Origin of the sequence: Fictibacillus sp. S7 (assembly GCF_004127935.1) — a bacterium.
GTDB lineage: Bacteria > Bacillota > Bacilli > Bacillales > Fictibacillaceae > Fictibacillus_C > Fictibacillus_C enclensis.
Window position 1 is genome coordinate 3,231,472 of sequence record NZ_QJKL01000001.1, and the last position, 16,212, is coordinate 3,247,683.

16 protein-coding genes and 1 pseudogene are annotated in these 16,212 nt (G+C 44.3%); 10 read left to right on the forward strand and 7 right to left on the reverse strand.

Features of this window, described 5'->3' with window-relative positions:
- The coding region (locus tag DMO16_RS16820) for an NAD(P)-dependent oxidoreductase (protein WP_164989021.1) at positions 1-425 on the forward strand (425 nt) is incomplete at its 5' end.
- 25 nt (positions 426-450) lie between these two features.
- Positions 451-828, forward strand: a complete 378-nt coding sequence (locus DMO16_RS16825; protein ID WP_129478738.1) for an SLAP domain-containing protein — start codon at positions 451-453, stop codon at positions 826-828.
- 375 nt (positions 829-1,203) lie between these two features.
- Here DMO16_RS16825 and DMO16_RS16830 read toward each other — a convergent pair whose 3' ends face one another.
- Together DMO16_RS16830 and DMO16_RS16835 are read right to left on the reverse strand one after the other, a co-directional pair.
- Positions 1,204-1,701 (reverse strand): YajQ family cyclic di-GMP-binding protein, encoded by a 498-nt coding sequence (locus DMO16_RS16830; protein ID WP_061973336.1) that lies wholly within the window; start codon positions 1,699-1,701, stop codon positions 1,204-1,206.
- A 239-nt stretch (positions 1,702-1,940) separates the two neighbouring features.
- Positions 1,941-2,291 (reverse strand): general stress protein, encoded by a 351-nt coding sequence (locus tag DMO16_RS16835; protein WP_061973339.1) that lies wholly within the window; start codon positions 2,289-2,291, stop codon positions 1,941-1,943.
- 149 nt (positions 2,292-2,440) lie between these two features.
- On the opposite strand from DMO16_RS16835, the gene DMO16_RS16840 reads away from it, so the two are divergent.
- From DMO16_RS16840 to DMO16_RS16850, 3 genes are all read left to right on the forward strand, one after another.
- The gene (locus DMO16_RS16840; RefSeq protein ID WP_129478741.1) at positions 2,441-2,590 is read left to right on the forward strand and encodes a lmo0937 family membrane protein; all 150 of its coding nucleotides are present in this window, start codon (positions 2,441-2,443) and stop codon (positions 2,588-2,590) included.
- Positions 2,591-2,854: 264 nt separating this feature from the next.
- Complete coding sequence (locus DMO16_RS16845) at positions 2,855-6,352, forward strand: bifunctional 2',3'-cyclic-nucleotide 2'-phosphodiesterase/3'-nucleotidase (protein ID WP_129478743.1); 3,498 nt, start codon at positions 2,855-2,857, stop codon at positions 6,350-6,352.
- A 128-nt stretch (positions 6,353-6,480) separates the two neighbouring features.
- Positions 6,481-8,067, forward strand: coding sequence for a two-component system sensor histidine kinase NtrB (locus DMO16_RS16850; protein WP_061973345.1), 1,587 nt, complete (start codon positions 6,481-6,483; stop codon positions 8,065-8,067).
- A gap of 41 nt (positions 8,068-8,108) precedes the next feature.
- Here the strand turns inward: DMO16_RS16850 and DMO16_RS16855 are convergent, their stop codons facing one another.
- Positions 8,109-8,678: a beta-class carbonic anhydrase gene (locus DMO16_RS16855; protein ID WP_129478745.1), complete on the reverse strand. Its 570-nt coding sequence runs from the start codon at positions 8,676-8,678 to the stop codon at positions 8,109-8,111.
- A 379-nt stretch (positions 8,679-9,057) separates the two neighbouring features.
- Between DMO16_RS16855 and DMO16_RS16860 the strand changes: the two genes are divergently transcribed.
- Together DMO16_RS16860 and DMO16_RS16865 are read left to right on the forward strand one after the other, a co-directional pair.
- The gene (locus tag DMO16_RS16860; protein WP_061973350.1) at positions 9,058-9,291 is read left to right on the forward strand and encodes a hypothetical protein; all 234 of its coding nucleotides are present in this window, start codon (positions 9,058-9,060) and stop codon (positions 9,289-9,291) included.
- A 314-nt stretch (positions 9,292-9,605) separates the two neighbouring features.
- Complete coding sequence (locus DMO16_RS16865) at positions 9,606-9,884, forward strand: YwdI family protein (RefSeq protein ID WP_061973353.1); 279 nt, start codon at positions 9,606-9,608, stop codon at positions 9,882-9,884.
- Between the two features lie 41 nt (positions 9,885-9,925).
- Here the strand turns inward: DMO16_RS16865 and DMO16_RS16870 are convergent.
- Positions 9,926-11,549, reverse strand: a pseudogene (locus tag DMO16_RS16870) (glycoside hydrolase family 13 protein).
- Between the two features lie 146 nt (positions 11,550-11,695).
- Here DMO16_RS16870 and DMO16_RS16875 point away from each other — a divergent pair.
- From DMO16_RS16875 to DMO16_RS16885, 3 genes are all read left to right on the forward strand, one after another.
- Positions 11,696-12,880, forward strand: coding sequence for an MFS transporter (locus DMO16_RS16875; protein ID WP_129478747.1), 1,185 nt, complete (start codon positions 11,696-11,698; stop codon positions 12,878-12,880).
- Between the two features lie 146 nt (positions 12,881-13,026).
- Positions 13,027-13,263: a YvrJ family protein gene (locus DMO16_RS16880; protein WP_061973362.1), complete on the forward strand. Its 237-nt coding sequence runs from the start codon at positions 13,027-13,029 to the stop codon at positions 13,261-13,263.
- Between the two features lie 51 nt (positions 13,264-13,314).
- Positions 13,315-13,686: a DUF423 domain-containing protein gene (locus tag DMO16_RS16885; protein ID WP_061973363.1), complete on the forward strand. Its 372-nt coding sequence runs from the start codon at positions 13,315-13,317 to the stop codon at positions 13,684-13,686.
- Positions 13,687-13,731: 45 nt separating this feature from the next.
- On the opposite strand, the gene gerQ is transcribed toward DMO16_RS16885, so the two are convergent.
- The 3 genes from gerQ to DMO16_RS16900 form a co-directional block, all read right to left on the reverse strand.
- Entirely contained in the window at positions 13,732-14,304 is a 573-nt protein-coding gene (gene gerQ, locus DMO16_RS16890; RefSeq protein ID WP_420889656.1) for a spore coat protein GerQ, read from the reverse strand.
- Between the two features lie 228 nt (positions 14,305-14,532).
- A complete protein-coding gene (gene hemQ / locus DMO16_RS16895; RefSeq protein ID WP_129478749.1) occupies positions 14,533-15,279 on the reverse strand; it encodes a hydrogen peroxide-dependent heme synthase in 747 nt (248 codons plus the stop codon).
- 117 nt (positions 15,280-15,396) lie between these two features.
- Positions 15,397-16,161: a sporulation protein gene (locus tag DMO16_RS16900; protein ID WP_129480413.1), complete on the reverse strand. Its 765-nt coding sequence runs from the start codon at positions 16,159-16,161 to the stop codon at positions 15,397-15,399.
- Between the last annotated feature and the right edge of the window lie 51 nt (positions 16,162-16,212).

The following is a 16,212-nucleotide window of genomic DNA, read 5'->3' on the forward strand; positions in this document are numbered from 1 at the left end:
TTTTTCCTGTTTTTGAGTTAATGGGGCAAAATATCGTTTATCAGGGAAAAGCGGGTGCGGGCCAGCATACAAAAATGTGCAACCAAATCGCCATCGCATCGGGCATGATTGGTGTTTGCGAAGCTGTCATTTACGCCGAAAAAGCCGGTTTGGATCCAAACACAGTATTGAAAAGCATTGAATCTGGAGCAGCAGGAAGCTGGTCACTTTCCAATTTGGCCCCGCGGATCATCAACGGAAACTTTGAACCTGGATTTTACGTGAAACATTTTATTAAAGATATGAAGATTGCGCTCGAATCAGCAGGTGAGATGGGGATTTTGACACCCGGATTGCAGCTGGCCAAGGATTTGTACGAGGAGCTGGCCGAAATGGGCGAAGAGAACAGCGGCACTCATGCCCTGTATAAACGCTTAAAGGCCTGAATGGTAAACAGAAGGAGGTGATCGTATGCAGCGTCTTATCTATGAAAGTGCATGGGACAAGACCATCGCAGCACAAGATCGGAAAATGATCGAGGAAATCTTTAATGAGACGTTAGAGGAGAACGGACAAAACGTTGCGTTCCCGCTCATACGCTCCGCATTGAACCATAAAGGAGATCTTCTCGTTACGTGCCTCATTCATAACTTTGGCAGCGAACCGTTCTCCATCGAAGATACAGAGCTAACGTATAAGGAAGACGGTGCGTTGATCGCGGAAATGGCATTTACCACTCCGCAGGTTCAACTGCCTCCCCAAACCAGCATGCCCTGGACCTTTATATTTCCTAAAGCCTTGATTCATAAGGAACCTGCTCATACTGGCGGCAAGCTGGATTTTAAATAGAAAAGGGGATGCCTGAAAGTCAAAAATTGACCTACAGGGATCCCCTTTTTGCGTAAAAAAGCTTAGTGGAAGGTGCGAGATCCTCGAAAATGAACACCGCATTTTCTTCGTGCGATGTATCGCTGCCGAAGCCTTCCTTGTCCTGCGGGACTAGCGTGACAGGTGAGACTAAGGAGGTGCTAGCACCGGTACCGCAGGCGTTCACGCCGTAAGGTAGGCGTTCACGCCGGTAAGGTAGGCGTTCACGCCGGTAAGGTAGGCGTTCACGCCGGTAAGGCTCACCGCACGCCCCGAGAAATTAGGCGCTCGCGCGGTAAAAGCGAGCGGCCTGGAACGAAAATCAACGGCTTCCAGACTTCTTAGACAGCCCGATTTTTATCGATAGTTAATGAACTGTACATCAATCGGCAAATCTGCCTGGCGGATGGCCGAGATGATCTGCTGAAGATCGTCCCGGCTTTTGCCCGATACCCGCACTTGGTCATCCTGGACCTGGCTTTTTACCTTAACACCGGAATTTTTGATGATCGTGTTGATCTTTTTGGCATTATCTTTGTCAATGCCCTGTACAAGCTTGGCACGCTGGCGCACCGTTCCACCTGACGCCTGCTCGATTTTGGAATAATCCAGGTTTTTAATGGGAACTTCACGCTTGATCAGTTTGCTGATCAATACGTCCTTCAACTGCTCCATTTTGTATTCATCATCGGAAACCAGTGTGAGCTCCTCGCTGCTTTTGTCCAGGGAAATGTCACTTTTGCTTCCCTTAAAATCATAGCGGTTTTTAATTTCTTTCATCGCGATGTTAATCGCATTGTCCACCTCGGAAAGGTCAACCTTTGAAACAATGTCAAATGAGCTTTCTTTACTCAATCGATCCGCCTCCTTTATGTAATCTATCAATCTTCTATACTCATATTATATTAGCTGACCATAGTTTTGACAAAATCCTGTAAAAATATAACGGGGGCCCTTGCGATAATGATGAATCCTATCAAAAGAGACCAATTTACGAGTGGATTGTCTAGGGCGAAAAGGTTATCCGAGTGAATCCTCAATAAAACAAAAAGGAGGCAGACTTCATGAAAGAAGTCCGCCTCTTTTACCTATGATTAAACCCAAGTATCCAAGTTGTTTTCACCTTTAACGAGTACAAGCACTTTTCCCTGATCAAGCTTCTTTTCGTATTCATCGGCTTCCAAAGAGCTTAAGCCGATCTCTTCTAATTTACTGCGAAGCTCATCTCCACGTTTTCGGAAGACATTTTTAATGGCAGTTCCGAGTCCTTGTTCAGGAGTACCAATGGTGTTGGCATCTGCTGCATCAGCGATCGCCCTGGTATCATCCTTTTCATGAGCAAGTACATAGACGTCTTCCTGGTCAATTCCTCTTGTTTCAAGTTCCTGAACAGCAGTAATGACTTCCTGGTCCGTTGTAAATTCACGTACTAATGGTTTTGCCATGGGTAAAATACCTCCTTATAATTCGTTACAGTTGTTCAATACACGTTTTCCGGATGTGATAAACATGGAAGAATCCTCCTTGGTGTTTGAGTCGCCTTTGTTTAGGGGAAAATAATGCATATAAAACAGTAAGAAAGGATGAGAGACAAATGTTATGGACCATTATTGGAATACTGATCCTGCTTTGGATATTAGGCCTTGTATTCAAAATTGCGGGCGGCCTTATTCATATTCTCCTGATCGCAGCGGTTATCGTTCTGATCTTTAAATTCATCAAAGGACGAGCAACGAGACATTAGTGACAAAATTTAACAAAGAATAATCAAAAAGAAACTGCCGGCCTATTCAGCCGGCAGTTTTTTAGTGCCATTTTCTTTGTTTAAAAGTGAACGATAAAACAAAACATAGGTGAAACGTACCGATTTACTTAGGTGTTTTTCCTTATTTTTTACAAAAAATTAACACATTTACCTTTATTTTATCAATAAAGTCTTTTATTTTTATTTTCAAAATATATAATGAGATTGGCAGCAAAATAACTAAAAGACTTTAGGGGGATACATATGGGGAAAAAGTCCTTTTCAGCAATGGGGCGCACATTACTGGCATCAACGATGGCATTATCTGTGCTGGCCTCGCCGTTAACGTTTGATTCAGTGCAGGCAGCAGCCAAAAGCCAAAAGCAAAGCAAAACGGAAGCCGTTCAGCTAAGAATTTTAGGAACCACGGATATTCACACCCACATCGCCAATTACGATTACTATAAAGATGCTGAAACCGAAGAGTTCGGCTTGGCCAAAACCGCGACTCTGATCAAGAAGGCAAGAAGCGAATCCAAAAACAATATGCTTTTTGACAACGGAGACCTGATTCAGGGTAACCCTCTTGGCGATTACAAAGCAAAGGTTGACAAGCTGAAACCCGGTGAGGTGCACCCGGTCTACAAAGCGATGAAGCTTTTGGATTATGATGCTGCAACGGTTGGAAACCACGAATTCAACTATGGACTTGACTATCTTCAGGAAGTCCTTAATGATGCTCCGTTTCCTTATGTAAATGCCAATGTCTATAAAGATGACCATGACAAGAATCCCAACAACGATAAAAACTATTTCAAACCCTATAAAATCATCAAGAAAAAAGTCACCGACCAGCACGGAAGAAAACAAGTCATTAAGGTAGGTGTAATCGGTGCTGTTGCTCCGCAGATTACTTTGTGGGACAAGGCTAACCTTGATGGAAAAGTCATCACAAAGGATATAGTGGACAGCGTCAAAGCCAATATTCCTAAAATGAAAAAAGACGGTGCCGACCTCATAGTGGTTCTGGCCCACTCCGGAATCGGCGATGCCGACCGAAAGCAAATGGAAGAGGATGCGGCTTATGATCTGACAAAGGTCAAAGGCATCGATGCCATTATTTCGGGTCACAACCATAAAACCTTCCCAGGTGATTTTGCAGACCTACCAGGGGTGGATGAGAAGAACGGAACCATTAACGGCAAGCCTGTCATCATGCCTGGTAACTGGGGCAACCAGCTTGGCGTAATGGATCTCAGTCTCGTTAAGGCTAAAGGAAAGTGGATGGTTGCCAGAGCGAAGACGCAGCTTAGAGCAGTCTACGACAAAAATACGAAGAAAAGTCTTGCGAAAACCGATGAAAGCATCATAAGGGCGATCAAAAAGGACCATCAGGGAACGATTGATTATGTCCGCCAGCCAGTCGGACAAACGACGGCAGACATTAACAGCTACTTTGCACTCGTACAAGATGATCCATCGATTCAAATCGTAACCAACGCGCAAAAGTGGTACGTTGAAAAGCAATTAAAAGGAACAAAGGATGAAGGCCTTCCAGTTCTTTCTGCAGGAGCGCCATTTAAAGCAGGCGGCCGAAACGGAGCCAGCTATTATACCAATATTCCAAAAGGAACCATTGCGATTAAAAACGTTTCTGACTTGTATTTGTATCCGAATACGGTTGCGACCGTTAAGGTAAAAGGATCAGACGTAAAAGAATGGCTTGAAATGTCTGCGGGACAGTTCAATACCATTGATGCATCCAAAAAAGAGGAACAACAGCTTGTTAACAATGATTTCCCAACCTACAATTTTGATGTCATTGATGGCGTAACTTATGATATCGATGTGACACAGCCGGCGAGATATGATAAAGACGGAAATGTCATTCATGGAGACAGCAGCCGTATCAAAAATCTTCAGTACAACGGCAAACCAATCGACAACAACCAGGAATTTATCGTGGCAACTAATAACTATCGTGCGAGCGGTCTGTTCCCGGGCGTGAAAAACAAATCCGAAGTAAATCTGTATCCGGATGAAAACCGGCAAGTGATCATCGATTATATCCGCGATCTTGGCACAATCGACCCTTCAGCCGACCAAAACTGGAAGTTCGCGCCTGTTGCAGGAGAACCAAGTGTAACATTTGAGTCTGCACCGGATGCACAGAACGCTGTTCCGGCAGATGGGTCCATCAAATACGAGGGAGCCGCTGCAGAAGGGTTCGCTAAATATTCGTATAAATTGAAAAAGCTGCAAAACATCAGTGTACAGCTTTTGGGCATTAATGATTTTCATGGACAGCTCGACACCTTCAATGCAAAACTGAATGCCGGAGGAGCGGAATATTTGGCTGCCTACTTAAAGCAGCGTGAAGCCACGAACCCGAACACTCTTCTTCTCCATGCGGGTGATGCGGTTGGCGCAAGTTCCCCGGTATCCGCATTGCTTCAGGATGAGCCTACGATCCGCTTTTTAAACAAGCTTGGATTTGATGCAGGGACCCTCGGAAACCATGAATTTGATGAAGGTGTAAAAGAAATGCTCCGCCTCATCAAAGGGGGAAGCCACCCCAAAACCGAAGCGAAGTACGGACCGTTTGAAGGAGCCAACTTCCCGTATGTTGCAGCAAATGTTTTGGATTCGAAGACAGGCCAGCCGATCCTTGATCCGTATGTGATTAAAGAAGTTGGCGGAGCTAAAATCGGAATTATCGGGGTTGTTTTGTCTGATACGCCAAGCATTGTGATCCCGAGCGGGGTAGAAGGTGTAGTCTTTACAGATGAAGCGGAAGCCATTAATAAGTACGCGAAGGAACTTGAAAATAAAGGTGTGAAATCCATTGTTGTGCTTGCCCATAACCCGGCAAACTCTACAGCAGACGGGCAAAACGCTACGGGTGAGCTGGTTGATATCGCCAATAAAGTAGATGATGAAGTGGATGTGATGTTCGGCGGCCATAATCATGCGCTGACTAATGCTGTCGTCGACAACAAGCTTCTTGTTCAGTCCTATTCGTCAGGAACGGCTTTCTCGGATGTGGATTTGGAAATTGATCCTGTAACTCAGGATATTGTTAAGAAAAAAGCGGAAGTCGTTAATGTAGACCGCAGCAAGATTGCGCCAGATCCTGAAATTAAGGCATTTGTAGACCATTATGTGGCAGACGTGGCTCCTATTTTGAATGAAGTGATTGGAACCACTCCAAACTATATCAGCAAAGACATTAATGCAGACGGGGAATCCACAATGGGGAACCTGATCGCAGATTCAATGAAGGCCCAAACCGGAACGGATTTTGCCTTTATGAACCCGGGAGGCGTACGGGCTGATATTGATGCGGGAGAAATTACATGGAAGGAAGCTTTCACCGTGCAGCCTTTCGGCAATGATCTCGTAACTATGGATTTGACCGGCGCCCAGGTAAAAAGCCTGCTGGAAGAACAATGGGCGGATCCAACCCGTGCTAAAATTTTGCAGATCTCTGGATTGAAGTTCACCTATGACGATTCAAAACCTGCAGGTGAACGGATTGTGAGCATTACGCTTCCAGATGGAACGGCTGTGGATGCAGCCAAAACGTATTCTGTTACGGTGAATAATTTTATGGCTGGCGGCGGAGATGGGTACACAACGTTACTTGATGGTAAAAACTCAAGTGTAAACATTGTGGACCTAGATGCTCTCGTCAAATACATCAAAGCCAAAGGAAGCGTTGATCCAAAAATCGAAGGAAGAATCACAAAGCTTAACAAGTAATTTGCATCAAACATTGAAACCAGCTCAGCACCCGAGCTGGTTTTTTCTTGTCCGTGCTGTAAGTACGCTCTGTAACTTGTGATATAATCCAGTTATTGGCGCACTTTTCGTACAAAGGAGTCATGATTGTGAATGAATACCGTTCAGAGCAAATCGATGTAATAAAAGGAAGAAATCATCTTTTGTATAAGGTGCTGTGGGGCTTCTTTATCGTGGATCTTCTTATCGATTTTTGGGTTGATCCAGAGATCGCCTTATTTATGCTGCCGCTTGGTGCTGTTGTCTTTGGTATCGTTACATATCTGGCTATCAGTAACAGGCATCCTGTCTTCACCATGTATTTTACCGTTTCGAGTTTTTACTTTTTTCTGTTTTGCCTTTTATGGGTGCAGCCCATTATGGTGAATTACCTCTATATATGGTTTTGTTTTATATTGAGCACCATTTATCATCAGTACCGTGTGATTGTCTATGCCGGAGTTCTGTCGATTGCCATGTCTTCCTATTTCTTTTTGGCCGATAGAGAGCTTTTTGCCAATGTGGAAGACTTTGATCTTATTTTTATCATCCTGTTTTTTGTATTTGTAACGCTTTTTTTCAGCCTGTCTTCCCAGTTCACGGAAACGCTCCGTCTGAATTCCGAGAAACGCGAAAAACAGACGGCAAGTAAGCTGACAGAAACAAGAGAATATTTTCATTCCATCATCTCGCAAACCGCGGATGCCATTCTGGTGCAAAGTAAAAATGGCGATGTAATGACAGTGAACAGAGCATTTCTCGAGCTGTATGGATGGAATGAGGAGGAAATGAGAAATATTCCTTTTCAGCATATTCCTGCCACGCAAAAGACGGTGTTCAATGAGGTGTTAAGCAAAATTGTAAATGGAGAAGCCGTTTCGGGGTATGAAATGGTCAATCAAAAAAAATCAGGCGAGCTGTTCCCTGTTTCAGTCACCTTTTCCCCGATTCGGAATGTGGATGGCTCAATCAGGGCCATTGCAGGGATATACCGGGACATTACGGAAGCAAAAAGGACAGAAGAATTAATTATACAATCTGAAAAATTATCGGTGATCGGCCAGCTGGCGGCAGGTGTGGCACACGAAATCAGGAACCCGTTGGCGATCTTGTCAGGATTTGTGCAATTTATGCGGGAGGAAAAAATCTCTGAAGAGTACACCGGAATCATGCTGACAGAAATCAACCGGATGAATCAAATACTTGAAGAATATATGCAGCTGGCCAAGGCGAAACCGTTTACCACAAGCGAGCTGGATCTCACCGCTCTTGTTAAAGAAACGCTTGTATTAATGGAAGCTTTCGCAAGCCTTTCAAATATATCCATCCATTATACAATGCAGGCGGATAACTGCATGATAAAAGGAGATGCCAATTCCCTGAAGCAGGTATTAATCAATCTGATAAAAAATGCGGTTGAAGCCTCCGAGCAGGGAAGCAAGATTGAGGTTATCGTTAAACGGACGAACGGTTATGCCACCATTGAAGTAAAGGACGAGGGACAGGGGCTTGCTCATGAAGACTTAAAAAGACTGGGAGAGCCGTTCTTTACAAAAAAAGAAACCGGGACTGGTCTCGGTTTGATGGTGAGCTTTAAAATTATCGAACTGCATCAAGGAGAAATTACAGTGACGAGTGAACCCAATACAGGCACCATCTTTTCCGTTATGCTCCCTGAGCTCAATAAAAACAAGTAAAAAAGGAACAGCTGCATATGCAGGCTGTTCCTTTTCCTTTATTATCCGTTGTTTTTGTAGCCATCGATGACCACATCAAGCTTTCCTGTCTCAGGGTCGATAACAAGGCCATGGACGGGGACTGATTCGGGAAGCAATGGGTGGTGTTTTACAAGATTAACGCTGCTTTCCACCGCATCCTCTACCTTATCAAATCCTCTGAGCCACTGGTTGAGGTCCATACCTGAATATTTCAACGTGTTAAGCGTTTCTTCGGTGATGCCCTTGCCTTTCATTTTTTCCATGAAATCGTCCGGGTTCATGGCGCTCATACCACAGTCATGGTGGCCGATGACACACACCTCAGACGCTTTTAAGGCGTAAATGGCAACCAGGATGCTTCTCATAACGCTTCCGAATGGATGGGCGATAATAGCTCCCGCCGTTTTAATAATTTTTACGTCGCCGTTTTTTACATTCATAGCTTGAGGAAGCAGCTCCGTAAGCCTGGTATCCATACATGAAATAATGACCAGCTTTTTCTCTGGATACTTGGTTGCTTCATATTTTTCATACTCTTTATTCGCCACGAATTTCTCGTTAAACGATAGGATTTCATTTAGAATTGCCACGTCTGTTTTCCCTCCATTTTATTATACTGTTATCTATTTTAGCGAATTTCCCGCAAAAATCAAAATTTCTATTGTTTTTATTAGACGAAACAAGCCTGTTATCGATAAAAAAACAGGGAGTTGGAACGCGTGTTTGCAGGCTGGTCATTAAAATCCTTCGTTTTTTGTAGGACAACGAAAACATATGTAGGAAAAAAACAAGCAAACCAAGCACATTGTGACAAACATTTCCATTGTCTCTTCGTATAATCAAACTATCAAGAACATAAGCATATAGGTTACTCCAACATCATGTCAGGAAGGAAGGGGGACAGGCAGAAGGAAGACGGAAGATCATCCATTTAAAATAGATGGACCAATTAAAAGGGGGATAACGGATATGGAATCCATGTATTTACTTGCTATTATTCTATTTACGGTGAATGTGATGTTTCAAAAAGCGGTTGCTTTGATGGTGACAAGAGTGGAACAAGCGGTTCTGGTGAATGAGCAAAAATTCAAACTGACGGGCTTACTGGCCAAGATGGTGAAAAAGAAGGAACGGCCTTTCCTGACTAAGATCAATGTCTTTGCTCGCGAACGACGCAATGTGCAGTGGGTGGATACCTCTTAACTAACATAAAAGTGAATGAAATATGAGGGGAGAGGGTAAATGGCAAATGATATTACTTAGGATGGCTAGATATTATTTAGTAATACTTAAGGAGTTTGATCAACAAAAAGGGCATTCTGCTGGCAGATCCAAACGTCTTATAAAACGAATAATTCATATTGTTTTGCGGCCTGGATCACCGTGAGCCTCTATGAATTAAATAATTATGCGCGGAGTATGTCGGGCAGTCTCTTTAGGGCTGTCTTTTTTTCGTGTGCAAAAAATATGGTAGAATAAAAATACCATTAAAGGCTACTAAAAAAGGAGAACACGCTATGAGTATTTCTCTCCGTCACATTATTAATCAGATGGAAAAGCATGTGAATGAATTAAAACAGCTGCCGGAACGGTCTTCCAAAGTGAAAGAGCATGCAGCCGCGATTCGTGCGCTGAGTGACCTTATGCTGGATGCCGGTGAAACGACTGAAGAGAACCAGTGGACACCACCCTCTCAAATTTCCGCCCCTCCAGGTTTTTCCGGAACGTTGCCTAAAAAACCACAGAAAATGGATGATGATGAGGACGGCAATGGTGAATCGATCTTTGATTTTTAAAAAAGCTCATTCCCTAAATTAAAAAGGGATGAGCTTTTTCTTTAAAGCTGATAAATTCTCGCCTCGTGAGGCTGCAACGCAGTAAGCTTCTGAATGGCCTGATAGTTTCCAAGAATAAGCTTCTTGCCGCTGATGGACAATGTATCGGGCAGCGGTACGGTATTCGGCTCATTGCTGTGGTTCAGTAGAATCAGCCAGGTTACATCCCCAAGGCTTCTCGTATAGGCATAGATGTGCGGGTCCCCTTTAGAATGATCATGATAGTCGCCATAAACGATCACATCATGCTCTTTACGGAGAGAAATGAGTTTTTGATAAAAGTAAAAAACGGAGTCAGGATCCTTTAACGCGTCTTCCACATTGATTTTTGTATGGTTCGGATTGACGGCAATCCATGGTTCTCCATTCGAAAACCCTGCATTGGTGCTTGCATCCCATTGCATGGGAGTACGTGAATTATCACGGCTTAACGGCTGCAATTCGGCCAATACTTCTGAAGGCTCGCTCCCCTTTTGGGTTTCTTCCTCATATTTGTTTTTCATGGCAATATCCTGGTAGTCGTCGATCGATGAAAATTTGACGCATGTCATCCCGATTTCTTCACCTTGGAAAATGTAAGGCATGCCAGGAAGTGTATGCAGCATAGTGGCAAGAAGCTTTGCCGATTCGCGGCGGTAGGTACTCCTTGTCATTTCCGTATCGGGTGACCTGGCGTGTATGATCGTGGTTATTCAGAAATTGTGAGTTCCATCCTTTTCCGTGCAATCCCTCATACCAGGTTTCCTGAATTGCTTTGTATCGCAGCATATCCCAAGATGGCATATCATCGGCCACCTGAAAATGAAATAGCGTATTTAATTCATGTCGGCCCTCTCCTACGTACTTTAAGCCGTCTTCAGGCGTCACAAATGGAATTTCCCCGACTGTCATCACATCATAATGGCTCAATACCTTTTCATTCATTTCTTGAAGATACTCATGAATGCCCGGATTATTTCCCAGGTAATCGATCTTTTCAGGGTGTTCGGAGTTTGGGAATCCCTCTTGTTTGGCCAAAAGATTGATCACATCCATACGGAAGCCATCGATTCCTTTATCAAGCCAAAACCTCATCATGCTGTATATCGCTTCCCGTACCTCTTTGTTCTCCCAGTTTAAATCAGGCTGCTGAACCGCAAAGGAATGCATATAATATTGGCCGGTAGGCTCGTCCCATTCCCACACAGATGGGGTGAAATAGGAGCGCCAGTTGTTCGGCTTCCCGCCATTGACAGGTTCTTTCCAGATATACCAATCCCGTTTGGGGTTATCTTTAGAGGAGCGGGACTCCAGAAACCATGAATGCTGATCTGATGTATGGTTAACCACCAGATCCATAATCAGTTTTAACCCGCGTTGATGGGCTTCGTCGAGCAGCCGTTCCCACGTTTCCATGGCGCCTGCCTTTTTCATAATAGACCCATAGTCTGAAATATCATAGCCATTGTCCAGATCGGGTGATTCATAGACCGGATTCAGCCAGATGACATCCACGCCCAGTTTTTTTATATAATCAAGCTTGGCGATTACACCCTCCAAATCACCAAATCCATCATCGTCTGTGTCATAAAAGCTTCTCCAGTAAACCTGGTAAACGACTGCTTCTTTCCACCATGTTCGTTTCATGTGCTCCAACCTCTCTTTTTTCTTTTATTAAGAAGCAAGTCTTCATTACTTGAAAGGACAAAGGGGGACCGGGGTCTGGATTTAACGCGAATGTTTTAGGGAAAGCTTAAAGCAAGCATTCTATTAAACAAGGGACGTGATAAATCATGAAAAGAAGCGGCAATATCACGGCATTAATTATTATGGGGTTTACGATGTTTGTTTTGGGAGGGCTTTCAAGTACCAAGGGCATTGTGCTTGATGAGGTGAAAAAGGATATCGGACTGGACTTGAATCAATTTGGTCTGGTTGTATTTATTTTTCAATGGGGGTTCACCCTTGCCAGTGTTGTTATCGGTTACCTTGTCGATAAAAAAGGGCTGAAACTGATGATTATCATCGGCTCGATTATTATGGGTGCAGGCCTGTTTGGAACAGGTTCGGCTCAAACCATTCTGTTTTTTCTCGGCTTTTATATGATTGTTGGGTTTGGGCTCGGGGCAATGACAGTTGCCTCGAATGCGATTGTTCCTTCTGTCTACCCGGACAAGCAGGGGCTGATGTTTAACCTGACGATGGGTGTTTACGGCTTGGGCATGTTTGCTACCCCTCTGATTCTCCGTTGGATGTTCTCCTCCAATATTTCCTGGCGGGTGTTCTATATTGGAATTTTGATCCTTCTTATCGGCTTGATCCTCTTTGTATTGCTGAATAAGGTACCGGATGGAAAAGCTGAACGTGCAAGCTTGTCAGCGTTTAAGGTCATGTTGAAAAATGCTCAGTTCATTTTTGTGATGTTTATACTTATCTTCTATGTATCTTCTGAGGTCTCATTTTTAAACTTCTTTCCAAGCTATTTAAAGTCACTGAATTTAAGTGGAATGAGCATGTCGGATAAAGGGAAGCTGGCCACATCGATCCTCTCCATTTTTTCGCTTCTTTTCACGATTGGAAGGCTCGGCGGGGGCTGGATTGCCGAAAAGATCGGCGAGAAAAAGACCATTTTAATCTTTGCCTTTCTATCGGTAGCAACAGTCTTGATCAGCAAGTTTTTTGCAGATCAATGGGTCTACCTGTTTGCAGCAGCGGGACTTTTCTTCTCTGTTTTGTTTCCTACCGCAACAGCCATCGGAACGAAGCTTTCCGAAACGGGAGGCTCTGCATTGGGACTTGTATACGTTGCTTCAGGTATCGGCGGAGCATTTGCAGGCTGGCTCGTTGGCGCGGTTTCCGAAAAATTCGGATCCGCAGCGGGTTTCAATCTTCCCATTATCTTTTTGGCAATCCTTCTCATCTTCTCCTTTTTCGTCAAAGATGTACCTGATGACAAGGCAAAAACGACCAATGCCTGAGAAGAAAAGAGCAAGCAGTTCCTGGGTCTTTCGACCTGTTTTTAAAAACGGTATAAGGTATGATGGTAAATTTTTCTGTTCGGGTTTATACTATTTTTACGAACATTTGTTCGTAAAAATACATGGTGAAGTGAGGGAGATCCAAAATGAATACAGCTAATGATTGGCTAGGGCTTGTTAATCTCCTAGGGAACGTAGGTTTTCCGGTCTTGCTTGCTGGTTATTTAATGCTACAGTTTGAAAAGAGGATTCAAAGTCTCGAAGGGGTCGTCAAAGGATTGCGGGATGAACTGGTGGATAAGGAAGAATTGGAAAAAAAGATAGAGCATTACGGAAAAAAGCTGAAGGAAAAAGAAGAGTCGAAAAAAACCGATGTTTCATAACTTCCTTCCGTTTCTGGTATGATAAAAGAAAACCAGAGGAGTGGGTTTAACATGAAGCTGTTTTTGATTTTGGGGGCAGCCAACGCGGCGGTTGCGGTTATGCTGGGTGCGTTCGGCGCACATGGGCTGGAAGGCAAGCTGTCAGAACGCATGCTCGAAGTGTATAAAACAGGTGTTCAATATCACATGTATCATGCGATTGGTCTGCTGGCGGTTGGTCTTCTCGCAGGAAAATTAACAGGATCCGGGCAGTTGCACTGGGCAGGGTGGCTGATGTTCATCGGAATCATTCTGTTCTCGGGTAGCTTGTACGCATTAAGCACAACAGGCATCTCCAAGCTTGGCATCGTTACACCATTTGGCGGCGTTGCGTTTATCGCCGGATGGGTGCTATTTATTGTAGCTGCAGCAAAAGGACTTTAATAGGAAAAGAGCTTTGCGTCATACAAAGCTCTTTTTTGTATATCGTTACCTTGGGCTATACGTAGCCATGCCTTGTGATTGTCCTTGCCCTTGTCCCTGTGACTGTCCCTGCTGCTGGCTTGATTGGCCTCCAAACGGATAGGTGTATTCAATCGGTTCATCAAACGTAATGTAATTGACAAAGACCATCAAGAGAAGATAGCGTTTTCCGCTCTGGGGATCGCTTAAGATGATATGGTCGCGTCCTGCAGCCTCGATGGTTCCTCTGAAGACCTTAGAATTCCACTTGTCACTGCCTTCAAAGGTTTGATAGATCGTAGCTACTTTGCCTTTATTCAGCCGCAAAATGTTCTCAATGTACGACTGCTCAAGCGGAAGCTGGCCGGGAGCGGCAATATCCGTAGGAGCCTGCCCCATGGCTGAGCCAAGTCCAAACCCCTGTGGAGGCATGCCCATGGACATGCCAGGGCCGCTGTAACCTCCGCTCTGTCCCTGCTGTTGTCCCTGCGGCATTTGCCCCTGCTGTCCCATCTGGCCGGATGGCGGCATCCCGTAATAGGGTGGCATGCCGCCGCCCATTTGTCCCTGCTGTCCTTGCGTTTGCCTGTAATTACTCATGGTGTAGATCCCCCTTGTAAAAAGGTTTTGGTATCCGAAACAGTGTTGTTTTCCTTCCTTGCCTGTATAATTGCATAACTTTTTACGCGAAAAATAATCAGGAAGGCGCCACAAAAACTACAATTTATCATATGTAAACATGCAGAAGCTTAGACCAAAAAAAGCTGGCTCTCTGCTGCAGACAAATTCACAGCATTAGAACCAGCTTACGTTATTTTGTGATAGAAATTATACGTGCAAATAGCCCGGCACTGCCTCGCGGGTCAATTGGTTCCCTACATAGAATGAACCAAATTCACCGTATCGGGCACTCACTTCATCAAATCTCATTTCGTATACGAGTTTCTTAAATTGAAGCGCGTCATTTGCGAAAAGGGTAACTCCCCATTCCCAGTCATCGAAACCAACGGAACCGGTAATGATCTGCTTCACTTTCCCTGCATAGCTGCGGCCAATCATGCCGTGGCTGTACATCATTTTCTTTCGTTCTTCCATCGGAAGCATATACCAGTTGTCATTTCCTTCGCGGCGCTTGTCCATTGGATAGAAGCATACATACTTCCATTTTGGAAGCTCAGGTTTCAATCTTCCCTGAATCATGGGATCCGTTTCTGGATCTACATTATTGGATGGGTTGTAGTTGCTCAATTCAACGACTGATACGTAGGAATAAGCCGGAGTTGTGAATTGGGCAAAGGTGGTTTTATTAAAGGCATTTTCAATTTCATTCAAATCTTCCAGTGTGGGACGCAGAAGCATCAGCATAAAGTCAGCCTTTTGGCCAACGATGGAATAAAGAGCATGGCTGCCTTCTTTCCTGGCTTCAGCACCTTCCCATTTTTCCAAAAATGCCGTAAATTCCTTGATGGCAGCTTCGCGTTCATTACCCGAAATGGCTTTCCACGCAATCCAGTCAATTTTGCGGAAATCATGCAGGCAATACCAGCCTTCCAGTGTTTGTGCAGCTTCACTCATGTATTGTCACTCCTTGGAATATAATAGTGCGTTTACTCTTAACCAATATACCATACCGGATGCAATAAAAAAAAATCCCCGTCTCTATGGAAATGACGGGGGAAAATACCGTGCGAGTTACGCAAATTGCTGAATGGCAGCAGTAAGTTTTCCGGTTAAATGGGACGTATTCTGCAGTTCATGTTCCGTAAAGGAAAGGCGGATATGTTTTTCATCCATATCCATTGCCTCTTCAAGCAGTCCAAAGAGACCATTTGCTTTCTTGTCAATTTCAAGCAGGATATCCAATGTTGATCCGTCGCTGAAGAATACGGCTTCCAGCTCATCTAGTTTGCCCCTGAACATGCCTGTCGGAACATACTCAAACTCCTGGACGAATGGAAGGCGTCCCCTGTTATACCTGGAAGCAGCTTCACACTTTGCTTTGCGAAGTACGAAATCCAGCCCTTCGATCGCTTCCATCGCTTTGCTGACAAGCGGGTCGGGATTAACAGTAATGTAATCCTTGTCTTCCGGGTCAACAGCATTTTTGATATCCACCCCTGTTTTCAGCCAGACCGGTGTAAGTCCGATGCTAAGCGGCACATCCATAGGAAGACGAAAGACAAAAGGAATTCTTTTCTTTTCGCCGGGCTGAATGATCAAGTGATCTGTTACTTTCTGGCGGGCGACTGCTGCATGCTCATGAATTTTTTTTCCGTCGGTTTCTCTTATGTACTCGGTCATCAAAAACAGTGAAACGGAATCAATAGGCTGTGCTACTTTGCCTCCAATAATCTGTACGGTACCTGTGATTTCCTCACCCGGAATAAAACGGTTTGAGTTTAGAATGGTATCCACCGTTGCCGCTCCGATCCCTATGCTGGCCAGCATTTTATTCATGAATGACAAATCCAACATCTCCCTTGATTTGATAGTACGTTATACGTGATT

What these genes read in the sequence shown, in the direction of transcription:
- DMO16_RS16825 (WP_129478738.1), top strand. Translation starts at nt 451, where the DNA reads ATGCAGCGTCTTATCTATGAAAGTGCATGGGACAAGACCATCGCAGCA.
- DMO16_RS16835 (WP_061973339.1), bottom strand. Translation starts at nt 2,291, where the DNA reads ATGGCAAAACCATTAGTACGTGAATTTACAACGGACCAGGAAGTCATT.
- DMO16_RS16840 (WP_129478741.1), top strand. Translation starts at nt 2,441, where the DNA reads ATGTTATGGACCATTATTGGAATACTGATCCTGCTTTGGATATTAGGC.
- DMO16_RS16845 (WP_129478743.1), top strand. Translation starts at nt 2,855, where the DNA reads ATGGGGAAAAAGTCCTTTTCAGCAATGGGGCGCACATTACTGGCATCA.
- DMO16_RS16860 (WP_061973350.1), top strand. Translation starts at nt 9,058, where the DNA reads ATGGAATCCATGTATTTACTTGCTATTATTCTATTTACGGTGAATGTG.
- DMO16_RS16865 (WP_061973353.1), top strand. Translation starts at nt 9,606, where the DNA reads ATGAGTATTTCTCTCCGTCACATTATTAATCAGATGGAAAAGCATGTG.
- DMO16_RS16875 (WP_129478747.1), top strand. Translation starts at nt 11,696, where the DNA reads ATGAAAAGAAGCGGCAATATCACGGCATTAATTATTATGGGGTTTACG.
- DMO16_RS16880 (WP_061973362.1), top strand. Translation starts at nt 13,027, where the DNA reads ATGAATACAGCTAATGATTGGCTAGGGCTTGTTAATCTCCTAGGGAAC.
- DMO16_RS16885 (WP_061973363.1), top strand. Translation starts at nt 13,315, where the DNA reads ATGAAGCTGTTTTTGATTTTGGGGGCAGCCAACGCGGCGGTTGCGGTT.
- gerQ (WP_420889656.1), bottom strand. Translation starts at nt 14,304, where the DNA reads ATGAGTAATTACAGGCAAACGCAAGGACAGCAGGGACAAATGGGCGGC.
- hemQ (WP_129478749.1), bottom strand. Translation starts at nt 15,279, where the DNA reads ATGAGTGAAGCTGCACAAACACTGGAAGGCTGGTATTGCCTGCATGAT.
- DMO16_RS16900 (WP_129480413.1), bottom strand. Translation starts at nt 16,161, where the DNA reads ATGAATAAAATGCTGGCCAGCATAGGGATCGGAGCGGCAACGGTGGAT.